The organism is Flavobacterium agrisoli (assembly GCF_016522065.1).
In the GTDB taxonomy this organism is placed as follows: Bacteria; Bacteroidota; Bacteroidia; order Flavobacteriales; family Flavobacteriaceae; genus Flavobacterium; species Flavobacterium agrisoli.
The window spans coordinates 868499-893938 of the sequence record NZ_JAEHFV010000001.1; the positions used below are offsets into that span (position 1 = coordinate 868499).

General features: G+C 33.3%; 22 protein-coding genes. 11 read left to right on the forward strand and 11 right to left on the reverse strand.

The genetic code is table 11. From position 1 onward, the window contains the following. Nucleotides 1-59: 59 nt before the first annotated feature. On the forward strand, nt 60-236 hold the full coding sequence (locus I5M07_RS03690) for a hypothetical protein (RefSeq protein WP_200104840.1): 177 nt from the start codon (nt 60-62) through the stop codon (nt 234-236). A 64-nt stretch (nt 237-300) separates the two neighbouring features. Here the strand turns inward: I5M07_RS03690 and I5M07_RS03695 are convergent, their stop codons facing one another. The 6 genes from I5M07_RS03695 to I5M07_RS03720 all read right to left on the reverse strand — a co-directional run bounded on the left by I5M07_RS03695 (nt 301) and on the right by I5M07_RS03720 (nt 11875). Beyond that, nucleotides 301-1917 carry an ABC-F family ATP-binding cassette domain-containing protein gene (locus tag I5M07_RS03695; protein ID WP_200104841.1) on the reverse strand — a complete coding sequence of 539 codons (1617 nt, stop codon included), beginning with the start codon at nt 1915-1917 and terminating at the stop codon, nt 301-303. 366 nt (nt 1918-2283) lie between these two features. After that, a complete protein-coding gene (locus I5M07_RS03700) occupies nt 2284-2700 on the reverse strand; it encodes a lipocalin family protein (RefSeq protein ID WP_200104842.1) in 417 nt (138 codons plus the stop codon). 326 nt (nt 2701-3026) lie between these two features. After that, nucleotides 3027-5096: a beta-N-acetylhexosaminidase gene (locus I5M07_RS03705; protein ID WP_200104843.1), complete on the reverse strand. Its 2070-nt coding sequence runs from the start codon at nt 5094-5096 to the stop codon at nt 3027-3029. 136 nt (nt 5097-5232) lie between these two features. Continuing rightward, nucleotides 5233-7170 carry a glucosamine-6-phosphate deaminase gene (gene nagB, locus I5M07_RS03710; RefSeq protein WP_200104844.1) on the reverse strand — a complete coding sequence of 646 codons (1938 nt, stop codon included), beginning with the start codon at nt 7168-7170 and terminating at the stop codon, nt 5233-5235. Between the two features lie 93 nt (nt 7171-7263). After that, complete coding sequence (locus I5M07_RS03715) at nt 7264-8832, reverse strand: RagB/SusD family nutrient uptake outer membrane protein (RefSeq protein ID WP_200104845.1); 1569 nt, start codon at nt 8830-8832, stop codon at nt 7264-7266. A 10-nt stretch (nt 8833-8842) separates the two neighbouring features. Beyond that, nucleotides 8843-11875 (reverse strand): SusC/RagA family TonB-linked outer membrane protein, encoded by a 3033-nt coding sequence (locus I5M07_RS03720; RefSeq protein WP_200104846.1) that lies wholly within the window; start codon nt 11873-11875, stop codon nt 8843-8845. A gap of 279 nt (nt 11876-12154) precedes the next feature. On the opposite strand from I5M07_RS03720, the gene I5M07_RS03725 reads away from it, so the two are divergent. From I5M07_RS03725 to I5M07_RS03735, 3 genes are all read left to right on the forward strand, one after another. Then, nucleotides 12155-13189, forward strand: a complete 1035-nt coding sequence (locus I5M07_RS03725; protein ID WP_394369035.1) for a sensor histidine kinase — start codon at nt 12155-12157, stop codon at nt 13187-13189. Next, nucleotides 13179-13880, forward strand: a complete 702-nt coding sequence (locus I5M07_RS03730; RefSeq protein ID WP_200104848.1) for a LytR/AlgR family response regulator transcription factor — start codon at nt 13179-13181, stop codon at nt 13878-13880. Before I5M07_RS03725 ends, I5M07_RS03730 begins: the two co-directional genes overlap by 11 nt. Nucleotides 13881-14044: 164 nt before the next feature. Continuing rightward, on the forward strand, nt 14045-15484 hold the full coding sequence (locus I5M07_RS03735; protein ID WP_200104849.1) for an MFS transporter: 1440 nt from the start codon (nt 14045-14047) through the stop codon (nt 15482-15484). 75 nt (nt 15485-15559) lie between these two features. On the opposite strand, the gene I5M07_RS03740 is transcribed toward I5M07_RS03735, so the two are convergent. Further along, entirely contained in the window at nt 15560-16039 is a 480-nt protein-coding gene (locus I5M07_RS03740; protein ID WP_200104850.1) for a Dps family protein, read from the reverse strand. A 116-nt stretch (nt 16040-16155) separates the two neighbouring features. On the opposite strand from I5M07_RS03740, the gene I5M07_RS03745 reads away from it, so the two are divergent. Beyond that, nucleotides 16156-17097, forward strand: coding sequence for a LysR substrate-binding domain-containing protein (locus I5M07_RS03745; protein ID WP_200104851.1), 942 nt, complete (start codon nt 16156-16158; stop codon nt 17095-17097). 33 nt (nt 17098-17130) lie between these two features. On the opposite strand, the gene I5M07_RS03750 is transcribed toward I5M07_RS03745, so the two are convergent. Continuing rightward, entirely contained in the window at nt 17131-17328 is a 198-nt protein-coding gene (locus I5M07_RS03750; RefSeq protein WP_200104852.1) for a hypothetical protein, read from the reverse strand. A gap of 166 nt (nt 17329-17494) precedes the next feature. Next, on the reverse strand, nt 17495-18160 hold the full coding sequence (gene mnmD / locus I5M07_RS03755; RefSeq protein WP_200104853.1) for a tRNA (5-methylaminomethyl-2-thiouridine)(34)-methyltransferase MnmD: 666 nt from the start codon (nt 18158-18160) through the stop codon (nt 17495-17497). A 288-nt stretch (nt 18161-18448) separates the two neighbouring features. Here mnmD and I5M07_RS03760 point away from each other — a divergent pair, with 288 nt between their 5' ends. Continuing rightward, the gene (locus tag I5M07_RS03760) at nt 18449-19519 is read left to right on the forward strand and encodes a branched-chain amino acid aminotransferase (protein WP_200104854.1); all 1071 of its coding nucleotides are present in this window, start codon (nt 18449-18451) and stop codon (nt 19517-19519) included. A 60-nt stretch (nt 19520-19579) separates the two neighbouring features. Here the strand turns inward: I5M07_RS03760 and I5M07_RS03765 are convergent, their stop codons facing one another. Continuing rightward, nucleotides 19580-19960 carry a pyrophosphohydrolase domain-containing protein gene (locus tag I5M07_RS03765; RefSeq protein ID WP_200104855.1) on the reverse strand — a complete coding sequence of 127 codons (381 nt, stop codon included), beginning with the start codon at nt 19958-19960 and terminating at the stop codon, nt 19580-19582. Nucleotides 19961-20331: 371 nt separating this feature from the next. On the opposite strand from I5M07_RS03765, the gene I5M07_RS03770 reads away from it, so the two are divergent. Genes I5M07_RS03770 through I5M07_RS03785 form a run of 4 tightly spaced genes read left to right on the forward strand, consistent with a single transcriptional unit; the run spans nt 20332 to nt 22957 of the window. Next, nucleotides 20332-21453, forward strand: coding sequence for an SRPBCC family protein (locus I5M07_RS03770; protein ID WP_200104856.1), 1122 nt, complete (start codon nt 20332-20334; stop codon nt 21451-21453). A gap of 60 nt (nt 21454-21513) precedes the next feature. Continuing rightward, the gene (locus I5M07_RS03775) at nt 21514-22056 is read left to right on the forward strand and encodes an RNA polymerase sigma factor (RefSeq protein ID WP_200104857.1); all 543 of its coding nucleotides are present in this window, start codon (nt 21514-21516) and stop codon (nt 22054-22056) included. A gap of 30 nt (nt 22057-22086) precedes the next feature. Continuing rightward, nucleotides 22087-22500: a hypothetical protein gene (locus I5M07_RS03780; protein ID WP_200104858.1), complete on the forward strand. Its 414-nt coding sequence runs from the start codon at nt 22087-22089 to the stop codon at nt 22498-22500. 7 nt (nt 22501-22507) lie between these two features. Continuing rightward, nucleotides 22508-22957 carry a sensor of ECF-type sigma factor gene (locus tag I5M07_RS03785; RefSeq protein ID WP_200104859.1) on the forward strand — a complete coding sequence of 150 codons (450 nt, stop codon included), beginning with the start codon at nt 22508-22510 and terminating at the stop codon, nt 22955-22957. 68 nt (nt 22958-23025) lie between these two features. On the opposite strand, the gene I5M07_RS03790 is transcribed toward I5M07_RS03785, so the two are convergent. Beyond that, complete coding sequence (locus I5M07_RS03790) at nt 23026-24078, reverse strand: WD40/YVTN/BNR-like repeat-containing protein (RefSeq protein WP_200104860.1); 1053 nt, start codon at nt 24076-24078, stop codon at nt 23026-23028. 94 nt (nt 24079-24172) lie between these two features. Here I5M07_RS03790 and I5M07_RS03795 point away from each other — a divergent pair, with 94 nt between their 5' ends. Next, a complete protein-coding gene (locus I5M07_RS03795) occupies nt 24173-25402 on the forward strand; it encodes a hypothetical protein (protein ID WP_200104861.1) in 1230 nt (409 codons plus the stop codon). Nucleotides 25403-25440: the final 38 nt, after the last annotated feature.

Here is a 25440-nt window from a genome sequence, read left to right on the forward strand (position 1 = left end):
GCATTACGCTTTGAAGTACTTTTATTATAACAAAAGAACTAACTTAAAATCTAGAAATCATGCAAAAAATAGCAACCAGAATACTTTTACTTTTAACGGTACTTTTTACTTTCACAAGCTGCGAAATTGTGGGCGGCATTTTTAAGGCTGGAATGGGCGTTGGTATATTTATAGTAATTGCCATTATTGGGGTACTTATTTTTGCCTTTAGCAAACTGTTTGGCGGTAATAAATAGAACTAAAAAAAACTCCTAAATAACAAATTCGTATTTAGGAGTTCTTGTTTTAATTTGAAAAGATTTAAGAATACATTTTCTTTCTTAATTCTTGAATTTTTTCATCGTCCAGATAATCATCAAAAGTCATGTAACGATCGATTACTCCATTTGGGGTTAATTCCACTACACGATTACCTACTGTTTGCGCAAATTCGTGGTCATGAGTGGTAAAAATTACCGATCCTTTAAAATTCTTCAATGAATTATTGAATGCCGTGATTGACTCCAAATCTAAGTGATTTGTGGGTTCATCTAACATCAAAACATTAGCACGTTCCATCATCATGCGCGAAATCATACAGCGTACTTTTTCTCCTCCTGATAATACATTACTGGTTTTTAAGGCTTCTTCGCCAGAAAAAATCATTTTTCCTAAAAACCCACGAATGTGAACTTCATCGCGTTCTTCTTCTGTTTTTGCCCATTGGCGCAACCAATCGACTAAGTTTAGGTTATTTTGAAAATATTCGTGATTTTCTGCAGGTAAATAAGCTTGATTGGTGGTAATTCCCCAATCGTAAGTACCCGAATCAGCCGTTTGTTTTCCATTTAAAATTTCGTAAAAAGCAGTTGTAGCACGAGAATCTTTAGAAAAAAGTACAATTTTATCACCTTTGGCCATATTCAAATCCACATCTTTAAATAAAAGTTCTCCTTCAAGAGAAGCACTTAAATTTTGAACGTTTAAGATTTGATCTCCCGCTTCGCGCTCTTGATCAAAAATAATCGCTGGGTAACGACGACTCGAAGGTTTAATTTCTGAAATATTTAGTTTCGAAATCATTTTTTTACGAGAAGTCGCTTGTTTTGATTTGGCCACATTCGCACTAAAACGACGAATAAATTCTTCCAATTCGGCTTTTTTCTCTTCGGCTTTCTTGTTTTGTTGTGCACGTTGTTTAGCGGCTAACTGACTCGATTCGTACCAAAAAGTATAGTTTCCAGAATAATGATTGATTTTACCAAAATCAATATCCGAAATATGGGTACAAACGGCATCTAAAAAGTGACGGTCGTGTGATACTACAATAACTGTATTTTCGTAATTGGCTAAGAAATTTTCTAGCCAAGCAATGGTTTCAAAATCCAAGTCGTTGGTAGGCTCATCCATGATTAATACATCTGGATTTCCGAATAAAGCTTGGGCCAAAAGCACGCGTACTTTCATTTTACCTTCCATATCCGCCATTAAAGTATAATGACTGTCTTCGTTAATTCCTAAATTTGACAATAACGACGCAGCATCCGAATCGGCATTCCAACCGTTCATTTCTTCAAATTGAACTTGCAATTCTCCAATTCTATCGGCGTTGGCATCATTATAATCCAAATACAATTCATCCATTTCTTTTTTTACAGCATACAGTACTTTGTTTCCCATCATTACTGTTTCTAAAACCGTATGCTCATCAAACATATTGTGGTTTTGGTTTAAAACCGACATACGTTTACCTGGCTCCAAATGCACATGACCCGAAGTTGGATCCATATCGCCCGAAATGATTTTAAGAAAAGTTGATTTTCCGGCACCATTGGCACCAATAACTCCGTAAATATTACCATGAGTGAAGGTAGTATTTACTTCGTCGAACAAAATACGTTTACCAAATTGAACTGATAAATTATTGACTGTTAACATGAATGTCTTTTATTAAAATTTTGTGCAAAAGTACGAATTTTTACGGACTTATTTAGTGCTCTTCCGATTTCTAAAAAATGATCGCAAATAAAAAAACCTTCTGAATTGCAGAAGGCTTTGAAACAAATTAGCTAATTACGCTAATGACAATAAATAAGACTACCAAAGCTATGATGGCATATCTTGTAAATTTTGAAGTTTGCATCTATCTTAATTAAAATTAGGTTTATAAAATTTCGATAGCAATATAGAATTTATAATTCAAAAACCAAAAGCAGTAGGCTTACCAAAACTTAATAAAAGAAAAAAATCCGAAAAGTATAAATACCTTCGGATTTTTTTATTTAAGAAAAACGTAAATAAAAACTATCTTTTATAAACGGTAATAACACCTAAATTATCTTTTACTTTAAGCTCGTCAACTGTCAAGTTCACAATGTCTTGTGTTGTAGAAACTCCACCAACAGTAGTTGTCAAATTATTATGTGATCGTGCATAAACACCCTCAAGTACAGTTTCATCACATGAACCATCTAACGAATTAAATGTACCAAATACAACAACGTTACTTGCTCTTAAATCCATATAATCTCTGTCGCAACCTGGATTTTCTCCAACATCGGTTAATTGTTCTTCACCATTAACTATGATTCCTTGTTGAGATTTCAACCATTTTCCTTGAATTGGGGCTAACGTTTCTCCTTCGTTATCATCATTGCTACATGAGATTGCAAAAATTCCGATGAATGCTATTAGGGCTAAAATTAAATTTCTCTTTTTCATTTTGTTTATTTTTTTATGATTAATAATGGCTAAATTACTCTTAACGTAAGCTTTTTATTTTACACAATTTTTAAGAACTTTTATATAATGTCTTTTTGAAATGGTATTTAATTCACTAAATAGTGAATTTCCTGAATCAGGAAAATGCGTAAACAAAAAAACCTGGCCAATTGACCAGGTTTTTACAGTTAGTTTCTTAAAACAAACCAAATAACAAATTAAAAGAAACTAACTCAATTCAAAATACAAAACCAAATTAAAACACAAATAACCAAACTCAATTTTAACTCGAAACGTTTTCAATTTTTGAATTAACTATCTTTAAATTAGCGAACTAATTTTTTAAAACTTTCATAAACAGCCAATTCCACATCGGCATATTCTTTTGTATTACACTTTTCAATACGGTTTTCTAAACTTTTTAAATTACTTTTTGCCGGATTATCCAAATAAACCAACAGTTCATTAGAGGCATTGCTCAGGTTTGCGGCCAAAGGAAGCAAAGGTTTTACTAAGGGAGCTTGTTGGCTCGTTGTTTGCAAACGATCATGTAAAGCCACCCATTTTTCTAAATACCCTTTTAAAATGGTTTTATCAGCTTCGGATTTAGTTTTTTGATAATCAGCTACAGCTTTTGAAAAAGCAACCGCATCGGTAGCATCGGGAACGCAAACATCTGCAAAAAGAGTAAAAGGAGAATACGTTTGGTATTCGGTTCCTCCTTTGTTACGAGAATAAATTTTTAATGGTTCGCAAACATTAGAAAAATCATTCAAAGCACTAGTATCTTGATTATTGCTTATGTTTCGAAGTAAAACTTCTTTATTTCGGATGTGCGTTACACCTAATTCTTCTAATCTAAAAGATACCTCAACTAGTCGTTTGTGCATGCTCTCTAAATCGGTAACCTCTCTAGGCGACCATAATCTTTCGGCAATGGCTGCTGTTCTGGGCCAAAGTCGCGAATCTAATGTTGTAGGAGTTGCCAATTCGGTCCACATTGTGGCTTCACCTCCTAAGATCCGAGCGCGTTCATCCTCTGTCAAGCTAACATTTCCCGGAATGGGTTCATTTAAATAATGATAATCCACAGACTGCATCAAATCCACATAAAATCCATTTGAAAGTACGGTTTTATACCCCTTTTGAGCCGCATCAAGTAATGATTTTCCAGCGGGAACACCTTCATTTGGCCCTCGCCAAGCGTGAATAATCGCGTCTTTCGACATGTCTTTAGTCATGATTTCTTCCCAACCCATTAATTGTTTGCCGTGTTTTTTAAGCATCGGCACCAATTTCATAGTGAAATATGTTTGCAAATCATGATTGGTTTTAATGTTGTTTTTCTTTTTAAATTCCTGAATTTTCGGATTAGCATCCCAATCTTTACCTTCATTTTCATCGCCACCAATGTGAAAATAAGCTCCCGGAAACAACGGACAAACCTCATCAAAAATTTCGCTTAACAACTGATAGGTTTTCGGATTGGTAGGATCTAAAGTGGGTGTAAAAATACCCGAATTTCGTTCTACAGTATAGGTTTGAAACCCAGAAGCATTGACATTTTTTTCGATATTATTAGCTGTAATCGGAATCACTTTACTACCAATTTCGGGATAAGCAGTTAAAATAGCCGTGGCATGACCCGGAACATCAATTTCGGGAATAATCATTATACCACGCTCCTCAGCATATTTTACAATTGCTTTAATTTCTTCTTGTGTATAAAAAAGACCATCCGAAGCAACATCAGTTAATTTGTGGTGCTTTTTCATTTGAATTCGCCAACCCTGATCGTCGACCAAATGCCAATGAAAAACGTTCAATTTTACAGCGGCCATTGCATCCAAATTGCGCTTAATTACATCAACAGGCTGAAAATGACGCGCAACATCTATCATTAAACCTCGCCAAGTAAAACGAGGAAGATCGGATATTTCGGTATTCGGAAAATAAAAATCCGTTCCGTTATTTTGAAGCAATTGCAATAAACTTTCGAGTGCATGCATAGCGCCCAAATCGGTCGTAGCATTAATCACAATGCTGTTGTTTTGTATCTTGAGGTAATAACTTTCGTCTTCGTATAAACCAATTTTCCCTACCGATTTACAATTAATTTGCAATTGCGCAAGGGGTTCTTCATTGGTTTTCGTAATAAATCCTTGTTCGAAAAACAAGCCCACTCTACCGTCTAATCTGCGTAAAAAACGTGTGGCAGCAGCACATAAACGGTCATTTTGCTGACCCGTAATATTAACTTTAAAATTTTTGGCAAGTAGAAAATTCCCTTCATTTACAGTTATTTTTTGAGGCCAAGGCATTAGGTTTAATTGCTCTTTTTTGACTTGAGCAGTGGCCAAAACCCCAACGAAAAGTAAGGCAATGAATTGTTTCATTTTATCTTTTTTTTAATCGTTCGAAAACGAAAATGGATACAAGCATTCTTTAAAAAAATAAAACAGAACGGTTTAACGGTAATCTCACAATAGAAAAACCGCTCTGAATTAGCAATATAGAATTTTGAGTTTTCTCTTAATAATCAAAGCGTTTGAAAGCTTCGATGGCCTCATATTCGGCAAGACCTAAATCATCGTATAAAATGGCCGTGTTTTTATTTCGATCTTCTGCACGCACCCAAAACTCGCGAGAATCATTTCCTTGAAACATCACGCGGTCTTTTTGCGATTGGTGAAATAAAATAGCATGACGTTTTAACAATACTTCTGAAGGACTTAACGGAACGGCCATATCAATTTCGTGAATATCCCATTCGTGCCAAGCGCCTCGGTAAAGCCAAAGCCAACAATCTTTCATATAAGGTTGTGATTTTAATTCTTTTAAAGCAGCAAAAATCGCATTAAGACAAACTTCGTGCGTGCCATGCGGATCGGCTAAGTCACCAGCAGCAAAAACTTGATGCGGTTTAATTTGATCGATAATGTCTTTTACAATGGCAATATCGGCTTTGCCTAGAGGATTCTTTTTTACCTGACCAGTTTCATAAAAAGGCAAATCTAAAAAATGTACATTTTCATCTTTTAATCCAATATAACGAACAGCAGCATACGATTCTCTTCTTCTAATTAAACCTTTTAATTTTCGAACTTCTAGAGAATCTATTTGATTTTCCGATTTATTATTTAGAAACTGAATTACCTCTTTAAAATTAATTCCCGACGCATCTTCGCCGATAAAATCGTTGCAAACTTCGGCAAATTTTAAAGCTTCATCATCAGTAACAGCAATGTTTCCTGAAGTTTGATAAACAACATGTACATCGTGTCCTTGCTTGATTAATTTTGAAAATGTTCCGCCCATAGAAATGACATCATCATCGGGGTGCGGACTAAACAAAATCACTCTTTTTTGAGCAGGATTGGCTCTTTCCGGACGATGCGAATCATCGGTATTGGGTTTTCCTCCTGGCCAACCGGTAATGGTGTGTTGCAAGACATTAAACATATTGATATTCAAATCATACGACGAACCTTCTTGCGCCAGTAAATCCGACATTCCGTTATTGTTGTAATCGCGGTCGGTTAATTTTAAAATAGATTGTTTTGTCTTTTCACACAACCAAACAATAGCTTTTCGTTTTAACTCTTCGTTCCATAAACATTCGCCCACCAACCAAGGTGTTTTAAATCGAGTTAATTCGGAAGCAGCCGATTGGTCTAAAACAAAAGTGGCATTGTTGTGATTTTGTAAAAAAGTAGCCGGAACTTCGGATGAAATATCCCCTTGAATAGTGCGTTTAATGACATCGGCTTTGTTTTGTCCCCAAGCCAATAACACAATTCGTTTAGAACGTAAAATTGTAGAAACCCCCATTGTAATGGCACGTTTAGGCACATTATCAATTCCGTTAAAAGCCGAAGAAGCATCTACTCGGGTAATATGATCCAGTGTTATGATTCGAGTTCCTGAATTGATGTGCGAACCAGGCTCGTTAAAACCCACGTGTCCCGTACGACCAATTCCGAGTAACTGAAAATCGAGTCCACCAGCATTCTTTATATTCATTTCATAATCAATACAATACTGATTTAATTCATCGATAGCGATGGTGCCATCCGGGATATTAATATTTTCGGGTTTAATATCAATATGATTGAATAAATTTTCGTGCATGAAATAATGATAGCTCTGATTGTTTTCTTTCGACATTGGATAATATTCATCCAAATTAAAAGTAATTACGTTGCTAAAACTTAAACCTTCCTCTTTGTGCATCCGAACCAATTCTTCGTAAACCTTTATGGGCGAAGAACCTGTGGCTAACCCCAGCACACACATTTTATTTTTTTCTTGTTTAGTACGTATTAACTGTGCGATTTCCTGAGCCACAATTTTAGAAGCTTCGGCAGAATTTTTAAAAATTTCGTTATGAATTTTTTCGTAACGCGTTTCCTCAAATTTACCAGCACTTTTATAGCTAATATCCGGTTGTATATCTAAAGCACTTTTCATTGTATTGTTTTTATAAAAGTATATAAAGATTGATCTTTTTTAAAATGACACAAGCAACGTGGTATGCTTGTGCCATTTATTTATTATTTGTTTTTAGAAGTTAGCTTTGTTAACATCCCACCACAAACGTGTAGCCCCGTTGTCTGGACCTCCTAATACCGCAACTCCAGACTCAACCCCTTTAGGGTTATTTGCAACCTCAGTTTGCGCAAATGGTAATCTACGTACACCTAATTCAGTGCTGATTACGCCACCACTTTTGTTGTTCGCAATTCTGAATAATTTTGGATAACCTGTTCTTCTAAACTCCGACCAAGCCTCTTGACCATCAGGATAGGTAGCAATCCATTTTTGGGTGATAATTTTTTCAAGATTTTCTTCATTGGTAGTACCCCAAGCCACTGTAACTTTAGAAACGGCTGGCGTATTATTTGCAGGGAACAATGGATCTACGTAATCCAATGCTTTTTTAGTATTATCTGCAGAATAAGCAGCGGCTCCACTAACACCATTTTGCTCAAAAGATGCTGCAATACCTGCCTCGTACAATTCTTTACCAGTACCACCCATATTCCATCCTCTTAAAGCACCTTCGGCTCTTAAGAAATATACTTCTGCCGTAGTCATCCAAGTAACTAGACCATTTTTTGTTCTTGGTCCTGTTTGTGAAAATTTAGCATACGATGTTCCAGATGGATAGGTAACGCCTGTTCTAACCGAAGCGTATTGTCCTGGAGTAATTTCTGCAGTATTCCAGTATTTAGCAATTCGAGGATCTTCATACCCTCCTAGAATAGATTGCATATCGGCTCCCATAAATAGGCCAACCCAAGAGTGACTCATTACATCAATAACCTCTAAATTAACAGATGGTTTTACATTCATCACATCGCTATTTGTTTTGAAAACACCTATAGAATGTGACACTGCTTTTTCGGCTTCCGTTTTTGCTAATGCAGCATCGGCTTTCACAACACGCATTGCCATTCTTAAACGAAGTGAGTTAGCGTACTTAATCCATTGTGAATAATCTCCGTCATAAACAGATAAATCTGTTCCTTTAAAACTCGAGGCTTCACCAGCGTTAACTCTTTTAGTCAATTCTTCCACTGCAAAGTCTAAATCTTTAAACATTTGGGTGTAAATATCTTTTTGAGAATCGTAAAGAACAGCTCCTAAATCACCAAATTTAGAATAAACAGCTGGTCCATACATATCGGTTATTCTTTGCATTTGCGCCACTTTTATAATCAATGACCATGCATAAAATTGATCAAATTTACCTTCAGCCCTTTGTTTTACTTTATACATATTCGAAATAACATCTAAATAAGCGACATCCCATGCATAGTAATTCCATCCCGGATTTAGCGCATAATCATAATTATTTAGAGGTCCAAAAGGAACTGGTGTAATCATATAACCGGACCAAGCATCGGCTTGTAAACTTTGTTGTATTTGATATTGCCAAGTAATATCTGAAATATACATTCTACTAAAAGAAGGTTTAAACAAACTTTTAATATTGTTGTAATCTTGCTCAATTTGCCCTGTGGTAGCACCTTCTGGGTTTGTATTTATCTCCTCGAAATTATCTGTACAACTAAACGCTGCAAGTAAAGAGAAGCAAATTGCTGTTCTTTTTAATTTATTTATTGTCATGATTGTAAGATTAGAAAGTTAAGTTTAAATTAAGACCAATGCTTCTTGTTGATGGTAAACCAAATACATCAACTCCTTGCAAACCTTCTCCTGTACTTAATGCAACGTTTGGATCGAAAGGTGCATCTTTGTAGATAAAGAATAAGTTTCTAGCAATTAATGAGATTGTTGCCGCCTGCACTAAAGGTAATTTATCTCTCTTAAAAGTATATCCTACCGAAACCTCTCTTACACTAACATTCGTTGCATCGTATACATACTCTCCAGATACTCCGTTTCTTCCTGCAGTTTGCGTGTAATAAGTAAACGCATCCATTGTTGTTACAGGTGCTCCAGTTGTTGCATTCACACCATTAATTTGAACTCCTCCGGCATTTCTAGCATCACCCGTTGCTTTTGAAACTCCATTTTGATCGTTGATAGCTTGTGTCAAACTTAAAACTTCGCCTCCAAAACGACCATCAATTAAAACATTTGCTGTAAATGATCCAATTTTGAAAGTATTTGACCAACCTAACATAAAATCAGGATTAGCATTTCCAACTTCTTCCCAATCTGTTCTTTGAATTGTATTATCACTATTAACTAATATTCTTCCTTGATCATCTCTTTTAAAATTATAACCTTCAATTACTCCAAAAGGTCTTCCTTCGATTAATGAGAATCGGTATGAATTAGATCCTGGGTCTGTAAGTGTAATTCTTCCTCCTTCTCCTTGATCTGCCGGAATATCATTTACAGTACTTTTGTTTTGAGAATAATTTAGATTGGTATTCCAACTGAATTTATCATTTTGGATAATGTCTGCATAAACAACAGCTTCAAAACCTTTATTAGTGATACTTCCTGCGTTGATGAAATAATTTACATATCCGTTAAGGTTTGTTGATGCTGCTGGAATTTGCATTAACTGATTTTTTGTTTCTGAATTATAGTACGACAATTCGAATCCAAATCGATTGTTAAAGAATCTCCATTCGGTACCTAACTCAAACTCCGATTTTAACTCCGGTTTCAAAGTAGTTCCTGGTATTGGTCCGCTAGTTGGCACAATACTACCTGCCACTATAGATACTGTTGGGTTTGTAATATAAGCCGAAATATCGTTACCCACTTGAGCATAAGTAGCTCTAACTTTCCCAAAACTGATAACATCTGGCATTGTAAACATTTCGCTCAGAATACCTGTAAGACCAACAGATGGATAAAAGAAACTTGGATTATCAGTATTTGTTAATGTAGATGACCAGTCGTTACGAGCAGCAGCATCTAAAAACAAATAATCTTTGTACCCAAAAGTAGTTGCAGCAAATACAGACTGAACCTCTCTTTGGTAAGCTGTTTGTACATTTCCTGAATTATTAACAAAATTTCCTAAAGTAAAAATGTTAGCATAAACCAAACCAGCACCAATTCCAGAGTCAAGATTTACACCTGCGCTTTTACCATTATTAATACTAGCACCAATTGTTCCGTTAAAAGAAAAATTTTCAGATATGTTTGTATCAATAAGACCAATTAAATCGGCGTAATTTTGAGAACTTGTTAACGTTGAATTTATAAATCGACCATTGGCATGCACAATTGAAGTGGCAGATGTAGCAAACATTTCTTTTTGAAAATTACCCTCACTTCTATTATAACTATATCTTGAAGTTAAGTGAAACCAATCTGCAATTTTATAATCTAACGCAATTGCACCGTTAAAGAAATTATTGCTATCAACCGATTTTTGTCTGTTAATTTGCCAGTACGGATTCTCGTTACTTTCGTTTACAGCAGCAAATCCTGGGTAATTTTGTTTCATCATATTTCTTACCGGATCATAAATTTCATAATTCTTCAAATCATTTAAACTAAAAGCTCTTGGATGAGAATAAACTCCGGCAATTGGGTTAAAATACAAACCATTTACGGGTCTGTTGTCAATTTCTTGAACCACGTAATTACCTGTTACAGCAACGCTTAATTTATCTTGAAAAAATTTACCAGTTTGACGAATTCCAAAGTTATTTTTCTTTAAATGATTTCCAGGCATAATTCCCGAAGCATTTGTATTGGCATACGTTAAACTAGTTGAATTACCTTCGGTAGCTTTAGAGAAAGACATAGACGTAATTTGAGTAACACCGGTATTAAAGAAATCTTTGATATCACCTTCTACTTTTTGTTTAGCTCCCCAAGATCTTGCGTCTCCTTCATTTGAAGTATAATCGGATTGAAATTCTGGTAAATAAGCAGCAGAATCAAAATTGGTTACCGAATTAACATTAAAGGTTTCAGAACCAGCTTTTGCTTTTTTAGAAGAAAGCAAAATAACACCATTAGCTCCTTGAGAACCATATAATACTGAAGCCGCCGCACCTTTAAGAACCGTCATTCCTTCATAATCATCGGGATTAATTAATGAAGTAATATCACCTCCATCACGGTTACCTCCTGCTAAATCTCCAAACGTGCCGTTGGGTTGAGCAGCTCCAGAGCTAACTAAAGGAATACCATCTATTACATACAAAGGTTGGTTGTTTGTGAAAGACGAATTACCACGAATAACTACCTTAGTAGAACCACCTGCTCCAGAAGAACTCTTTGTTACAGCAACTCCAGCAATTTTACCGGCTACTGTATTAATTAAGTTGGCATCTTTCACACGTGTAAGCTCTTCCCCTTTCAGTTCCTGAGCGGCATACGTTAACGATTTTCTTGTCTTTTTAATACCTAAAGAAGTTACGACTACTTCATTAAGAGCATTTGTAGCACCTTGCAGTAACTGTACATTTACAACAGCTGCGTCACCTACTACAACAGTTTGTGTTTCTAGACCTACATAAGAGAAAACCAAAGATTGACCTTTTGTAGCCTCGATGGTAAAAGTTCCATCAAAATCGGTAGCAGCACCCGTTGTATTTCCTTTTACAACAATGGAAGCTCCTGGCAAAGGCATTCCATCAGCATCTGTTACCACCCCTTTGATACTTTTTACTTGAGCAAGCGAAACTTGCGCAGTAAAAGCCATCATAAAGATTAAGAGAATTTTTTTCATGTTTATTTATTTTGTTAGTTATGGTGTAAATGTATTGTTAACGCATTCTTAAAAAAAATAATTTATACCAACAGCATCCTTCTTTCAACAAACAGCATTTTTCAATCAATAATGCGTTTTACGAAAACGTTATATCTAAAATATAAAGCAAGGAATTTAAAAAAAAGCGAATAATTATTTAAAAATATGTACATTTCGACCTTGTTTCAACTAGCTTTAAAACTACAAACTTTTTACGAACTACGTTAACATTATCATAAATTGGGAAAATTTAAAGAAATGAAGTTCGATATCAAACTCCAAAATCATTTGTGGTTTTGGGGCGGTTATTTTATCTTGAATTTTTTACGTTGGGGAGCCTATTTTGAAGATTATCTATATTCATTCAAATCAAATTTGGTCGAATTTTCGTTGCACATTCCCTTGGTTTATTTCAATTTATTCTTCTTAGTACCTAAATATGTTTTAAAATCAAAATACACGCAATACGCCCTTTATTTAGTACTATCCCTTTTTGTGGTTTATTTATTAAAAACGAGTTTAACCTATTATTTAATTTCGGAAGATATTTGGCCTGAAGCCAATAATGAATACCATCCTTTTGACATTAATCACATTATTGCCGTTTGCATTGGCGAATTGTATGTACTTGCTATGGCGTCATCGGTATATTTAACTTTGACTTGGTTGAAAGAACGAGAACGCAACCGAGAATTACGTGAAAACCAACTCAAAATAAAATTGAAATACCTAAAAAATCAAATGCAACCGCATTTTTTCTTTAATACTTTAAATAATTTATATGCTTTATCATTAGAATCTTCTAATAAAGTACCGGACGTGATTTTAAAATTATCGGGGTTAATGGAATATGTTTTATATGATATTCAAAATACCAAATGGGTTCCTCTCATTAAAGAAATAGATTACATTCAAAATTACATCGAAATTGAAAAATTGAGGTTTAAAAATGTTGAGGTTTCTTTTAATATCGAATCTAATATTGATGTTGTTTTGGTTCCGCCTTTAATTTACATTTCCCTTATCGAAAATGCCTTTAAACACGGTGGCTATCAAAACGAAAATTTAAAAATAAAAATCAATTGCAGCATTACGCCCGATCAAAAACTCGATTTTGAAATCTTAAATAATTTTGTATTTTCACCCAATTTAAAAGAAAAAAAGGGCATTGGTTTACAAAATACCAAAAAGAGATTGCGACTGCTTTTTAAAGACGATTTTGTTTTTGAACAAAAAATAAAGTTTAATTTTTTTATAATACGCCTACAAATACCCATTACGAATGAAGATTAAATGTGTTTTAGTTGACGATGAACCGTTAGCCATAAAAGTTTTAGAAAATTACTTTGCAAATTTTACCGATTTTGAAGTAATAGGCACGTTTAATAATGCCCTTGAAGCCTTGGAGTTTATCAATTCTAATTTGGTTGATGCTGTTTTTTTAGATATTAACATGCCCATGATGACTGGTTTTGAGCTTATTCATTTAATTGAAAGTAAAACCAAAGTTATTATTACGACTGCTTTTAGAGAATTTGCTGCCGAAAGTTACGATTTGGATGTTCTAGATTATTTGGTAAAACCCATACCATTGCCACGTTTCATAAAATGCATCAACAAAATTACCACCGAATACCAACTGAAACACAATATTAAAATTGAAAGTCACCGCGTAGAACCGCATATTTTTATAAAAGTCGATAAAAAAATGATTAAAATAAACATCGACGAAATTTTGTTTGTAGAAGGGATGAAAGAATACATAAAAGTAATTACTCCCGAAAAAACCTACATCACGCACAAATCATTAACGGCTTTAACAGACGAACTTCCGACCGATCGTTTTATGCGCATTCATAAATCGTATTTAATAGCTACAGATAAAGTAAAATCAATTGAAGGTAACCGAATCCAAATTGCTTCTTTCACTTTACCTATAGGTCGAAATTACAGCAAAGAGGTAAAAACAAAAATTTTCGAATAATTATTTCTTTATACTTCAAAAAAATAACACATTGTTGAAAAAAACATGTCGTTGGTTTAAAATCCGCAATTTTTATAGGTTTAAATTTTTTTTTAAAAAGTTGAACAAATATATTTACGCTCTTCTAAAAACTAAAAAATTTAAAAAACTAAACCAATTCTATTATGAATTCAACCAATGCACAAACCAAATGGGGGCAATTTATCCCGTTAGTAATCGTATTTTTCTTTTGGGGATTTGTAGCCGCTAGTAACGACATTCTGATTCCGGTTTTCAAAACAGCATTTAACCTTTCACAAGGCGAAAGTCAATTAGTAGCTTTTGCATTTTATATTGCTTACACAGTAGGTTCTTTAATTTATATGGGTATTTCGTTTGTTTTAAAAGAAGACTTAATCAATAAAATTGGCTATAAAAATGGTCTTTCGTGCGGATTAATCATTTCAGCATTAGGAACTTTATTATTTTATCCCGCAGCCAACACAGGATCATTTACTTTAATGCTAAGCGGATTGTTTATTGTAGGTTTAGGTTTTTCGTTGCAACAAACAGTCGCCAATCCACTTGCTATTGCTTTAGGCCCTATTGCAACGGGATCGCAACGTTTAACACTTGCTGGCGGTATTAATAATTTCGGAACGACTATTGGTCCGTTAATTGTAAGTTTTGCCATTTTTGGACCTCATACCAACGCTACTAGTACAGCGAGCATTGAAAGTGTTAAAATTCCGTATTTGGTCTTAGGATTGGCGTTTCTTTTGGTTGCTATTTTTCTTAAATTCTCTTCTTTACCCGATAAACCAGAACTTATTGTAGAAGAGGAATTAGCCCAAGGAAGTATTAATAAAAATTCAGCTTTACAATACCCACAATTGATCATGGGAATGATTGCAATCTTCTTATATGTGGGCGTAGAAGTATCAACTGCTAGTAATTTACCGGCATATATGGAAAGTAAACTAGGCTTTTTAACCAAAGACGTAGCGCCTTATATTTCGCTGTATTGGGCGAGTTTAATGATTGGGCGTTGGACAGGAGCTGTTGAAGCTTTTACAAACGATTTAAGCCTACAAAAAATACTGCGTTTTATTGCTCCTTATTTGGCTTTTGGTATCTTTTTAGCAGTAAACGCCATTGCTAATCACGATTTAACTCCTTTTTATATTTACGGATTAATTATTTTGGTTTTAATTGCTGCTGATATGGCTAGTAAAGGAAATCCTGCCCGAATGTTATTGATTTTTTCTTTTTGTGGCATTGTGGCTTTATTAATCGGAATGTTTACTACCGGAATTGTTAGTGTATATGCCTTTACCAGCGTAGGATTATTTTGCAGTACCCTTTGGCCTTGTATTTTCACCTTAGCAGTTAGTGGCTTAGGAAAAAATACCAGTCAAGGAAGTAACTTTTTGATTATGATGATTATGGGTGGTGGATTTGTAAGCGTTTTTCAAGGTATGGTAGCCGAAAGTATCGGTATTCAATTTAGTTATGTAGTTGGTGTATTTTGTTTTGCTTATTTAGCCTTTTATGCTTGGAGTGCCAGCAAAACGCTGAAAAAACAAGGTATTGATTTTGATAAAAAAATAGCGGCAAACCATTAACTAAAAACACTATTTAAAAAAAATAAAAAAGAGGTTTTGCGTAAAAACCTCTTTTTATAACTAAAATACCAAATTTTACAAGTCGTTTTCTAACCAAGCTTGCATCATCCAGATCGTTTTTTCTTGCTCAGCGATAAAATCACTCATCATAGAATTGGTTCCTTCATCGTTAATTTCGTCTGATTTTTCCAAAATTACTCTTTCAATTTTAAGTAAATCGGTTAACGAATCTACAATCAATTGAACCGCTTTTTCATCTTTCGAAATATTTTTACCAACTTTTAATTTATTCTCAGAAATATAATCTTCAAAAGTATGCAATGGCGTACCTCCTACTGTTAGCACACGCTCGGCTATTAAATCAATTTTTAATTGCGAATCGGTATAAAGTTCTTCAAATTTCACATGTAATTCGAAAAAACGTTTTCCTCTAATATTCCAATGAATTCCTCTTAAATTTTGGTAATACACCTGAAAATTAGCTAATAAAATGTTTAATTCTTTAACCATTTCCTCCGATTCCTTTACGGGTAATCCTAATATATTTGTTTTCATAGTGTGGATATTTTATGCGATTTTTAGTAATAATTACAAATTTAAGGAAACTAAACTCAAAAACATATAATTAAAAATGATATTTTATTATTTTTGCATCATAAAAATCTATCAATATGACCATTACACAATTGCAATATGTACTGGCAGTAGCCGAATATAAAAATTTTACTCTCGCTGCCGAAAAATGTTTTGTAACCCAACCCACATTGAGTATGCAAATTCAAAAGATTGAAGAAGAATTGAACATTTTGATATTTGATAGAACTAAAAAACCCATTCAACTTACCGAAATTGGTCAAAAAATTGTTTCTCAAGCCAAAAATATAGTAAACGAAGCCGACCGAATCAAAGACATTGTAGAGCAACAAAAAGGATTTATTGGTGGTGAATTCAGATTGGGAATAATACCCACTATAATGCCCACTTTATTACCGATGTTTTTAAATAATTTCATTAAAAAATATCCGAAGGTTAAATTACTCATTGAAGAATTAAATACAGATGAAATTATTTTAAAATTAAAAAATGGTCATTTAGATGCTGCTATTGCCGCCACACCATTGGAAGATGAAAAAATAAAAGAAATTGTATTGTATTTTGAACCTTTTGTAGCCTATATACCCGAAAGTCATAGCTCGTTCCAAAAAGAAGAAATTACCATAAATGATTTGGATGTGAGTGAAATTTTGCTTTTACAAGACGGACATTGCTTTCGAGATGGAATTTTAAATTTATGCAAAACGGCAAACACTACCGATCAAAAGAATTTTCAAATAGAAAGTGGTAGTTTTGAAACACTTATAAAATTAGCCGATGAAGGTTTAGGAACTACTTTATTACCGTACTTACATACGCTCGATTTAAAAGAAAATGACCAGAAAAAACTTCGCCATTTTGCCGAACCAAAACCAGCCAGAGAAGTGAGTTTAATTTTCCCTAAAACAGAATTAAAAATGCAAATTATAGATGCTTTACGAAGTACTATTGCTGGTGTAATCAAAGGTGCTATCGTATTTCAAAACGTACAAATAATCAGTCCGTTATCTAAAAAATAAGAAAGGAGCCCTTTAGAGACTCCTTTCTATATTTTATAACTTTACTAACAATAAGCATTCTTTTAATTCTGGTTTTTCAGTTGTAAAACTCAATAGCCATTCTTGCAACAATTCCATTTCGTAAGGTAAAAGTGTTTTGATAGCTTTTTCTAATTCTTTACAAAAAAGCACCGGGTCGAAACTTACTCTTTCAAGTATTGATTTCGTGTAATCAAACATCATTTTAGACATAATAACTTAAGATTTCGGGGTTATCTTATTATTTTAATTAGTAGTAAAAATAAAAAGTTTTTAAAATAATCACGGTTTTTTTAACATTATTTTTTCATTTTGTTTTTACGAATACGTTTTCTTAATTATAATTGTGCAACAAAAAAACACCTCAGTAGCTTTAAAATCAAGCCTTTTTAGTTGCCCGAAGCATTTCTCTTTTGCCAGGCGGTCCTTCTAGTTTTTCTACGATAAATCCTACTTCCAACATACTTCTTTTAACAACTCCTTTAGCAGCATAAGTAACTAAAACACCATTTGGTTTTAAAGCAACATACATTTTTCTAAAAATTTCGGTACTCCATAATTCCGGTTGCACCCGAAAACCAAAAGCATCAAAGTATATCAAATCAAAAGCTTCTTCATCCCTAATGGTATCAAAAAATTGTTTTCTTTTAATAAGGGAAAAATGGGGGGCTATAGCTGTCTTTTCTTCCCAATTTGAATCGTGCATCAATTGAAAATTATGTTTAAAATCTTCCGCATTTAATTCCTGTACATAATTTAATTTTACCACCTCTTCTGCAGAAACAGGATAAGCCTCTACTCCAACATAGTCAATATTTTGATTGATTTTTTGAGCTTCTAAAAAAGTAATAAATGCGTTAAGTCCCGTTCCAAATCCAATCTCTAAAATAGAAATGGCTTTTACCTTAAATAAAGATAATCCGTTTTTAATAAAAACATGTTTCGCTTCTTGAATCGCACCGTGTTTAGAATGATAACATTCGTCCCAGTCGGGTAAATGAATAGTGGTTGAACCATCGGAGGTTTGTATAATTTCTCTTTTCACAATAAAAAGGGTCGTTTTTTGTTTAATTATATCCAAATTTAAACAAATCAAATGCGTATGCGTTAAAAAAAAAGAGATATTTCGAAAATATGATATAAAAAAGCAGGGTTTCGAATCGAATTTTAAAAAATAAATAAATCGCAGTTAATTGCTTTAAAATCTATCATTTTGGCAAGCAAATATGTATTTTTTATTTAATTTTGCAGTTATGTTGTGTAAATATTTACTAACATATCCTCTTAAACAATTCGTTAATACGATTAAATAGCACATTAACAACACTTTACCATGAGTATAACTCTAACAAACAAAATCGAAATTACAAAGGCTACCACTTCAAAAATAAATTCGGTAGATTTTGACAACTTAAGCTTTGGTGCTGTTTTTACAGACCATTTATTTGAATGTGATTTTAAAAATGGAGCATGGCAAACACCGGTCATTAAGCCGTATGCCCCATTTTCGTTAGACCCATCTGCTAAAGTCTTTCATTATGGTCAAGCTATTTTTGAAGGAATGAAAGCGTATAAAGATGAAGACGATGCTATTTGGTTATTTCGTCCAGACGAAAATTTCAAACGTTTTAATAGCTCTGCTACCCGTATGGCAATGCCTGAGGTACCAGAAGAAATTTTTATTGGAGGTTTGAACGAATTATTAAAAATTGATGCTAAATGGGTTCAAAAAGGAAATGGGAGTAGCATGTACATTCGTCCATTTATGATTGCAACCGGTGCTGGTGTAGTTGCAAATCCTTCTGATGAATACAAATTCATGATTATCTTATCCCCAGCACAAGCTTATTATGCTGGCGAAGTAAAAGTAGTAATTGCCGAGCATTACAGTAGAGCCGCTAACGGCGGAATTGGTGCTGCAAAAGCGGCTGGAAATTACGCTGGACAGTTTTATCCAACGACACTAGCAAATAAAGATGGTTTTCAGCAAATTATTTGGACCGATGATGCCACCCACACTAAATTAGAAGAAGCAGGGACAATGAATGTGTTTTTTAGAATAAATGACACCTTGTTAACTGCTCCAACAAGTGAGCGTATTTTAGATGGTATAACGCGTAAAAGTTTATTAGCTATGGCCGAAAAAGAAGGAATTAAAACGGAAGTTCGTTCGGTTTTGGCTTCTGAATTGGTTGAGGCTGCCAAAAACGATTCTTTAAAAGAAATTTTTGGAGCGGGAACTGCAGCTGTTATTAGTCCTATAAAAGGTTTTTCATATAAAGATGAATATTACGAAATGACAAAACCAGCTGATTCTTACGCAGAATTACTAAAAGAGAAACTTACCAGTTTGCAAAATAAATTATCAGAAGATACTTTTGGTTGGACTGTAAAAGTAGAATAAATATTAATTGTATACTTAAAAAAAGATAGGGATTTTCAAATTTGAAAATCCCTATCTTTTTTATATCAATTTAGAAAAATCGGGCTTAAAATAATTTGGTCCTTTCATTACTTTTCCATCTTCACGATAAATGGGCTGACCATCTTCGCCTAATTTACTCATATTACTACGCTGAATTTCATCAAAAACAGCTTCAATTTTATCTTGTAAACCATGTTCGATAATGGTTCCGCACAAAATATACATCATATCGCCTAAGGCATCGGCAATTTCGACTAGATCATTATTCTGCACTGCTTCCAAATATTCTTCGTTTTCTTCTTTCATTAAATTGTATCGAAGTAAATTTTTAACCGTACCCAAATCGGCCGTAGGATTTTGTTGGTAACCTATTTTAAAAGCAGTATGAAATTCTTTAACTGCATCCAATTGTTTTTGCATAATCATTCAATTAATTGAAACGCAAATTAGCAACATTTCTTAAACTATTCGCTACATTTGTCTCAAAATTTTAAATTATGTTTAGCCAAGGACAGCTCATATTTGCCATTTGTTTTTTTATCGCATTTGTAATCTTTATTAGCATTGCATATCGTAAAGACCTAAAAATGCACCGCTTATTTTATAAAGGCAATTTTAAAGTCTTATTAGGATTTATTGCTTTTATACTTATTTTATTCTTGATTAAAATATTTTTCAAAAGATAACTTAAAACACCTTTTTTAAATTCTTTTTTTAAAAGAGGAGTTGTTATTTTCCTATAAAAATTTATACTTTTATAACTTAATCCCCAAAACATTAACTATTCGGATATGAAGATTTTAAAATACATTTTTCTATTACTTTTATTAAGCTTAATTACAGTTACTGTTTTTTTAGCTACTCAAAAAGGGGATTTTACTATCGAAAGAAGCCGAATTATAAAAGCACCAAAAACCGCTTTATTTAATTATATAAACGATTATAGAAATTGGGAAGATTTTAGTTCTTGGATGATTGACAATTCTGCCAATACAGTTAATTATGGCGAAATTTCATCAGGTAAAAATGCTTATGTTTCTTGGGTTAACAATGAAAATCAAGGAGATATTAAAACCATTTCTACAAAAAACACGGATGAAATTCAGCAAAAATTAAACTACGATGGTACTTTAATTGATAGTCAGATTACATTTAAAGATACTATTGGCGGAACCAAAGTAACTTGGGAAACCAAAGGTGAAATGAGCTTTTATCATAAAGTTTACACCTCATTAAATGGCGGAGCCGATAAAATTATTGGAACAGTATACGAAAAAACGCTTTTAAATTTGGATAAAATTTTGGATTTTGAAACCAATACGTACGCCATAAAAGTAAACGGTGTTGTAAAAAAATCGGAAAGTTTTTATATCAAACAAACTTTTACCAGCGAAATTCAAAAAATTACTAAAAATGCTCGCATCGTAATTCCTAAATTAGTTGAATTTTGCTCAAATAATGGCATTGCAGCAAATGGAAAACCGTTTATAATTTACCATACTTACGACACTTCCAAAAACCTAGCTAAAATATCAATTTGCTTGCCTATCAATAAAGAAATTTTCACCAGTTCTGGAAGCGATATTTTAACTGGAAAACTCGAAGCTTTTGAAGCAGTAAAAACTACGTTAACCGGTGATTATTCGCATAGAGAAGAAGCCATTGCCAAAACAATTCAGTTTGTTAACAACGAAAAATTAATACTAAATCCATCTTGGTCTCATCTAGAAATCTTAACTTCTAGCAAACAAGACATAAAAAGTCCTTCAAAATGGGTAACCGAATTGTATTACCCTTTAAAACCAAAACCGGTTGCAGTTGCAAGACCGGTATACCAACCAAGAGCAGAACCAGTTGAGGTAGCACCAGCGCCTAAACACGAAGAACCTGAACAAGAAACATCCGAATTTTAATTCGTTAGCCATTTAAACCTTTTCTATAAATTCTATTCTAAAAAAAGGAAACATTTAATTTTGATTGACGAAAAAGAATTTATACAACAATTATTAAACCCGAAAACGCAAAATGTTGCGTTTCAAAAACTCTTGTCCGAATATCAAAAGCCGTTGTACCATCACATTCGAAACATTGTTTTGAATCATGATGATGCCGATGATGTTTTGCAAAATACTTTTGTAAAAGTTTTTCAGTACTTAAAAAATTTTAAAGGCGAAAGCAAATTGTTTTCGTGGATGTATCGAATTGCGACCAACGAATCATTGACTTTTTTAAATCAGAAGGCAAAATTAAGCGGAATAACATCGGAAGAATTACAAAACAAAACCATCAACAATTTACAATCGGACAGTTATTTTGATGGAAACGAAATTCAGATAAAATTACAAAAAGCCATTGCGACCTTGCCCGAAAAACAACAATTGGTCTTTAAAATGAAATATTTTGAAGAACTTAAATACGAGGACATCTCCGAAATTTTAGGAACTTCGGTTGGTGCTTTAAAAGCTTCCTATCACCATGCTGTAAAAAAAATAGAAACTTTTATCACTTCAAATTAAACCTTTTACATTTAAAATAGTCTTACATACATGAATGATTTTAAATTACATAACCATCCAAAAATAGCATCGGGTTTTCAAACTCCCGATAATTATTTTGAAACGTTATCAGCTAAAATAACACATCAAATTGCAGTAGAAGAAAAACCGGTTGTTGCATTAAATAAAAAAATTACCACTTTTTGGTATGCAGTAGCTGCCGTTTTAGTATTGGCTTTGATGGTACCTACAATTAATTATTTTAACAATCCACTGCGACAAGTAGATGAAGCCACTTTAGAGTCGTATTTATCCTACCAAACCAATTTAAATCAATACGATTTGATAAATGAATTGGATATGCAAGATGTAAACCAACTCAATAAAAGCATAACATTGGAAGATGAGGCTATTGAAGATGTTTTGATTACTAATCCAAATATTGAGAATTATATTTCAGAATAATCCGCTTATGAAAACAAAAAATATTTTCACTATCATATTGCTTTTACTAAGCATTAGTTTTTATGCTCAAAAAGAAAGTAGCGATCCTAAACGCGAAAAAATTAAAGCCTATAAAATTTCTTTTCTTACAAGTGAATTGAATTTAACTTCGGCCGAAGCAGAGAAATTTTGGCCTATGTACACTACTTATGATGATAAACAATTTGATTTGCGTCATAAAAAAATGAAAACATATTTACGAAAATTAAAAGATGAAAATGTAAATGCACTTTCAGAAAAAGAAGCATTATCACTTTTAAACCAAATTGAAAATACGGATGATGAATTGTATGCCCTAAAAAAGAAATACAATTCGGAATTGAAAAGAATTCTCCCTGCAAAAAAAATCATCTTATTAAAAAAATCAGAAGACGATTTTAACCGAAAATTATTGCAACAATACCGCGACAAAAAATAAGACTTGCTTATAAAATAACGAATTTGCCTAGTCCCTTGAATAATTTTGTTATTCAGGGGACTTTTATTTTAATTGAATTTGATACGAATCAATTTATTGCGACCGGCAGCAATCGCTGTTTTTTCATTCATAAAACGAATAGTGTACAATTGGCTATCATCAGATAATTTTAACCAACTCTGTCCTCCATCAAGAGAATAATGAATTCCCAAAGCTCCTACAACAATTATTTTTTTCCCTTTACTATTTGGTACATACTGGACACAAGAAGCATACCCAAAAGCCCTATTTTCGGCAACCAATTGCCATGTTTTTCCGCCATCGTTAGTTATCGCTTTATTACCCGAATTTTGATTTGGAATTTCGTAATCGCCACCTACTATCATACCTGTTTTGGCATCATAAAAATCGCCAGAAAAAATTCCGGTCATGGTTTTCCCCTGAATTATGGGTGTTGGATAATCACTCCATGATTTCCCAAAGTTATCCGACAAAAATATTCTGGCTTTTTTTCCGCCAGTTACCAACCATGTTTTGTTTTTTTTGATGACAATATTAGAATTACTTGCAGCAAAAAATGCTTCTCCTTCAAAAAGTTTCGGAGCAAGATTTTGTGCGACTTTTTGCCAACTTTGCCCACCATCATGTGTCAAAATTATCGATATAACACCCTCAATAGGATCGCCAACCGCTATTCCGTTTTCACTATCCCAAAATTGCATGCTGTCGTAAAATACATTTTCGTGGGTCTCTTTATATACCAATTGGTATGTCAAATCTTTTTTGGATATTTTATAGAGTAAAGCCGGATTCGCAACACTTAAAACAAAAATATTTTCTTGATTTTGAGCTATGCTTCGAAACTCTAATGCTAGCGAATCGGACACAATTTTTATCTCATTTCTTTTATTTTCGATTAAATCAAAATAGCCAAATCGATTAGCATCAGCTGCATACCAAACCTTTGAATTCTCACAAACAATAGCTCTTATACTTATTTTATCTTGAAATAAAGTATCAATTTTTACAACAGTATCACTTTCAACCATATTTAAGCTACTAGCTGATTTACAATTAGTTACTATTAAAAAAATCAAAAAAAGAAATCCTATATTTTTCATAATTAAAAACTTATTTTAAAAACTGTACAAATCATTTTTTTTTGTGGCATAGTAATTGGATAAATTGAAATACAAATCTTTAATCAGAATTGCCATGAAAACGAAATTACTTATACTTAGCCTAGTTTTTGCAATAACTACTTCTATTTATGCACAAGCAGGCGCTACTGTTTACGCTAAAAATTCAGATATTAGCGATAATCTTGATCTTAGAGCCGTAGCTTCTATTTTTGGAGAATCTCGAAATTTAGAAGATTTTGAGCGTCGACTAAACGAACCTAAATACCAAATTTCAAATTTAGATTTAAATAATGACAATCGAGTTGATTATTTACGCGTAATTGAAAGTGTAGAAGATAGAATGCATTTGGTTATCATTCAATCCATTTTAGATCGTGATGTTTACCAAGATGTGGCAACCATCGAAGTTGAACGAAACAATTATAACAACGTAAATATTCAAATTGTGGGTAACGACTATTTATATGGTCCCAACTTTATTTATGAGCCGGTTTTTGTAAGTAATCCCATTATTTATACTTCATTTTGGGTAACAAATTATCGCCCCTATTATTCAACTTGGGGATGGAATTACTATCCTAATTATTATATTTCTTGGAGACCTTACCCAATATATCGTTACCGAAATAATGTAAATGTGTGTATTAATGTTCATAATACCTACAATTATGTAAATGTTAGACGAAGCAATAGAGCGGTTGTGCTTTACGATTCTAGAAGAAGTAATGGTTATGAAAGACTACATCCAAACAATAGTTTTGTAAACCGAAATGCCAATGTAAATAATCGTTATGAATTAGAACAACGACGTGTTTCTTATCAATCAGAAAGACGTAACAGCAATTTTAGTTCGAATACAACTACCATAAATTCAAGAAATACAACCGCTAGAACTAGTTCTTCAAACAGCGAAAATAGCAGTGTTAGTAGCTCTCCAAACTCTGTTAATAATCGTGTAATCACAAACACAAATAATCGTAATTATTACACAAATAGACAATCATCTTCGGCCAGCATAACGAACAACAATACATCTAGAAACACTAATTCAAGAATGTCAAATTCTAGCCAAAACACTATTTCTAGAAATAACAGTTCCAGAAGTTATTCGACATCAAATGATAATTTATCTAGAAGAAATTCAAGTTCTGTTGCCAATACAAATCGTAGCTCAGCTGCTCCTGCGACTAGAAGCGAAAGTCCACGAACTGCTACAAACAACTCTAGAAGCGGTTCGAATATGAGTCAGAATAGAGAGCGTTCTTCCAGCAATAACAGTAATTTTAGCAACCGAAGAGGTTAAAAATAATGCCTTTAAAAATTTTCAAAACACGATGCAGG

Coding starts and splice junctions, on each gene's coding strand:
- I5M07_RS03690 (WP_200104840.1), top strand. CDS start 60: ATGCAAAAAATAGCAACCAGAATACTTTTACTTTTAACGGTACTTTTT.
- I5M07_RS03695 (WP_200104841.1), bottom strand. CDS start 1,917: ATGTTAACAGTCAATAATTTATCAGTTCAATTTGGTAAACGTATTTTG.
- I5M07_RS03700 (WP_200104842.1), bottom strand. CDS start 2,700: ATGAAAAAGAGAAATTTAATTTTAGCCCTAATAGCATTCATCGGAATT.
- I5M07_RS03705 (WP_200104843.1), bottom strand. CDS start 5,096: ATGAAACAATTCATTGCCTTACTTTTCGTTGGGGTTTTGGCCACTGCT.
- nagB (WP_200104844.1), bottom strand. CDS start 7,170: ATGAAAAGTGCTTTAGATATACAACCGGATATTAGCTATAAAAGTGCT.
- I5M07_RS03715 (WP_200104845.1), bottom strand. CDS start 8,832: ATGACAATAAATAAATTAAAAAGAACAGCAATTTGCTTCTCTTTACTT.
- I5M07_RS03720 (WP_200104846.1), bottom strand. CDS start 11,875: ATGAAAAAAATTCTCTTAATCTTTATGATGGCTTTTACTGCGCAAGTT.
- I5M07_RS03725 (WP_394369035.1), top strand. CDS start 12,155: ATGAAGTTCGATATCAAACTCCAAAATCATTTGTGGTTTTGGGGCGGT.
- I5M07_RS03730 (WP_200104848.1), top strand. CDS start 13,179: ATGAAGATTAAATGTGTTTTAGTTGACGATGAACCGTTAGCCATAAAA.
- I5M07_RS03735 (WP_200104849.1), top strand. CDS start 14,045: ATGAATTCAACCAATGCACAAACCAAATGGGGGCAATTTATCCCGTTA.
- I5M07_RS03740 (WP_200104850.1), bottom strand. CDS start 16,039: ATGAAAACAAATATATTAGGATTACCCGTAAAGGAATCGGAGGAAATG.
- I5M07_RS03745 (WP_200104851.1), top strand. CDS start 16,156: ATGACCATTACACAATTGCAATATGTACTGGCAGTAGCCGAATATAAA.
- I5M07_RS03750 (WP_200104852.1), bottom strand. CDS start 17,328: ATGTCTAAAATGATGTTTGATTACACGAAATCAATACTTGAAAGAGTA.
- I5M07_RS03760 (WP_200104854.1), top strand. CDS start 18,449: ATGAGTATAACTCTAACAAACAAAATCGAAATTACAAAGGCTACCACT.
- I5M07_RS03765 (WP_200104855.1), bottom strand. CDS start 19,960: ATGCAAAAACAATTGGATGCAGTTAAAGAATTTCATACTGCTTTTAAA.
- I5M07_RS03770 (WP_200104856.1), top strand. CDS start 20,332: ATGAAGATTTTAAAATACATTTTTCTATTACTTTTATTAAGCTTAATT.
- I5M07_RS03780 (WP_200104858.1), top strand. CDS start 22,087: ATGAATGATTTTAAATTACATAACCATCCAAAAATAGCATCGGGTTTT.
- I5M07_RS03785 (WP_200104859.1), top strand. CDS start 22,508: ATGAAAACAAAAAATATTTTCACTATCATATTGCTTTTACTAAGCATT.
- I5M07_RS03790 (WP_200104860.1), bottom strand. CDS start 24,078: ATGAAAAATATAGGATTTCTTTTTTTGATTTTTTTAATAGTAACTAAT.
- I5M07_RS03795 (WP_200104861.1), top strand. CDS start 24,173: ATGAAAACGAAATTACTTATACTTAGCCTAGTTTTTGCAATAACTACT.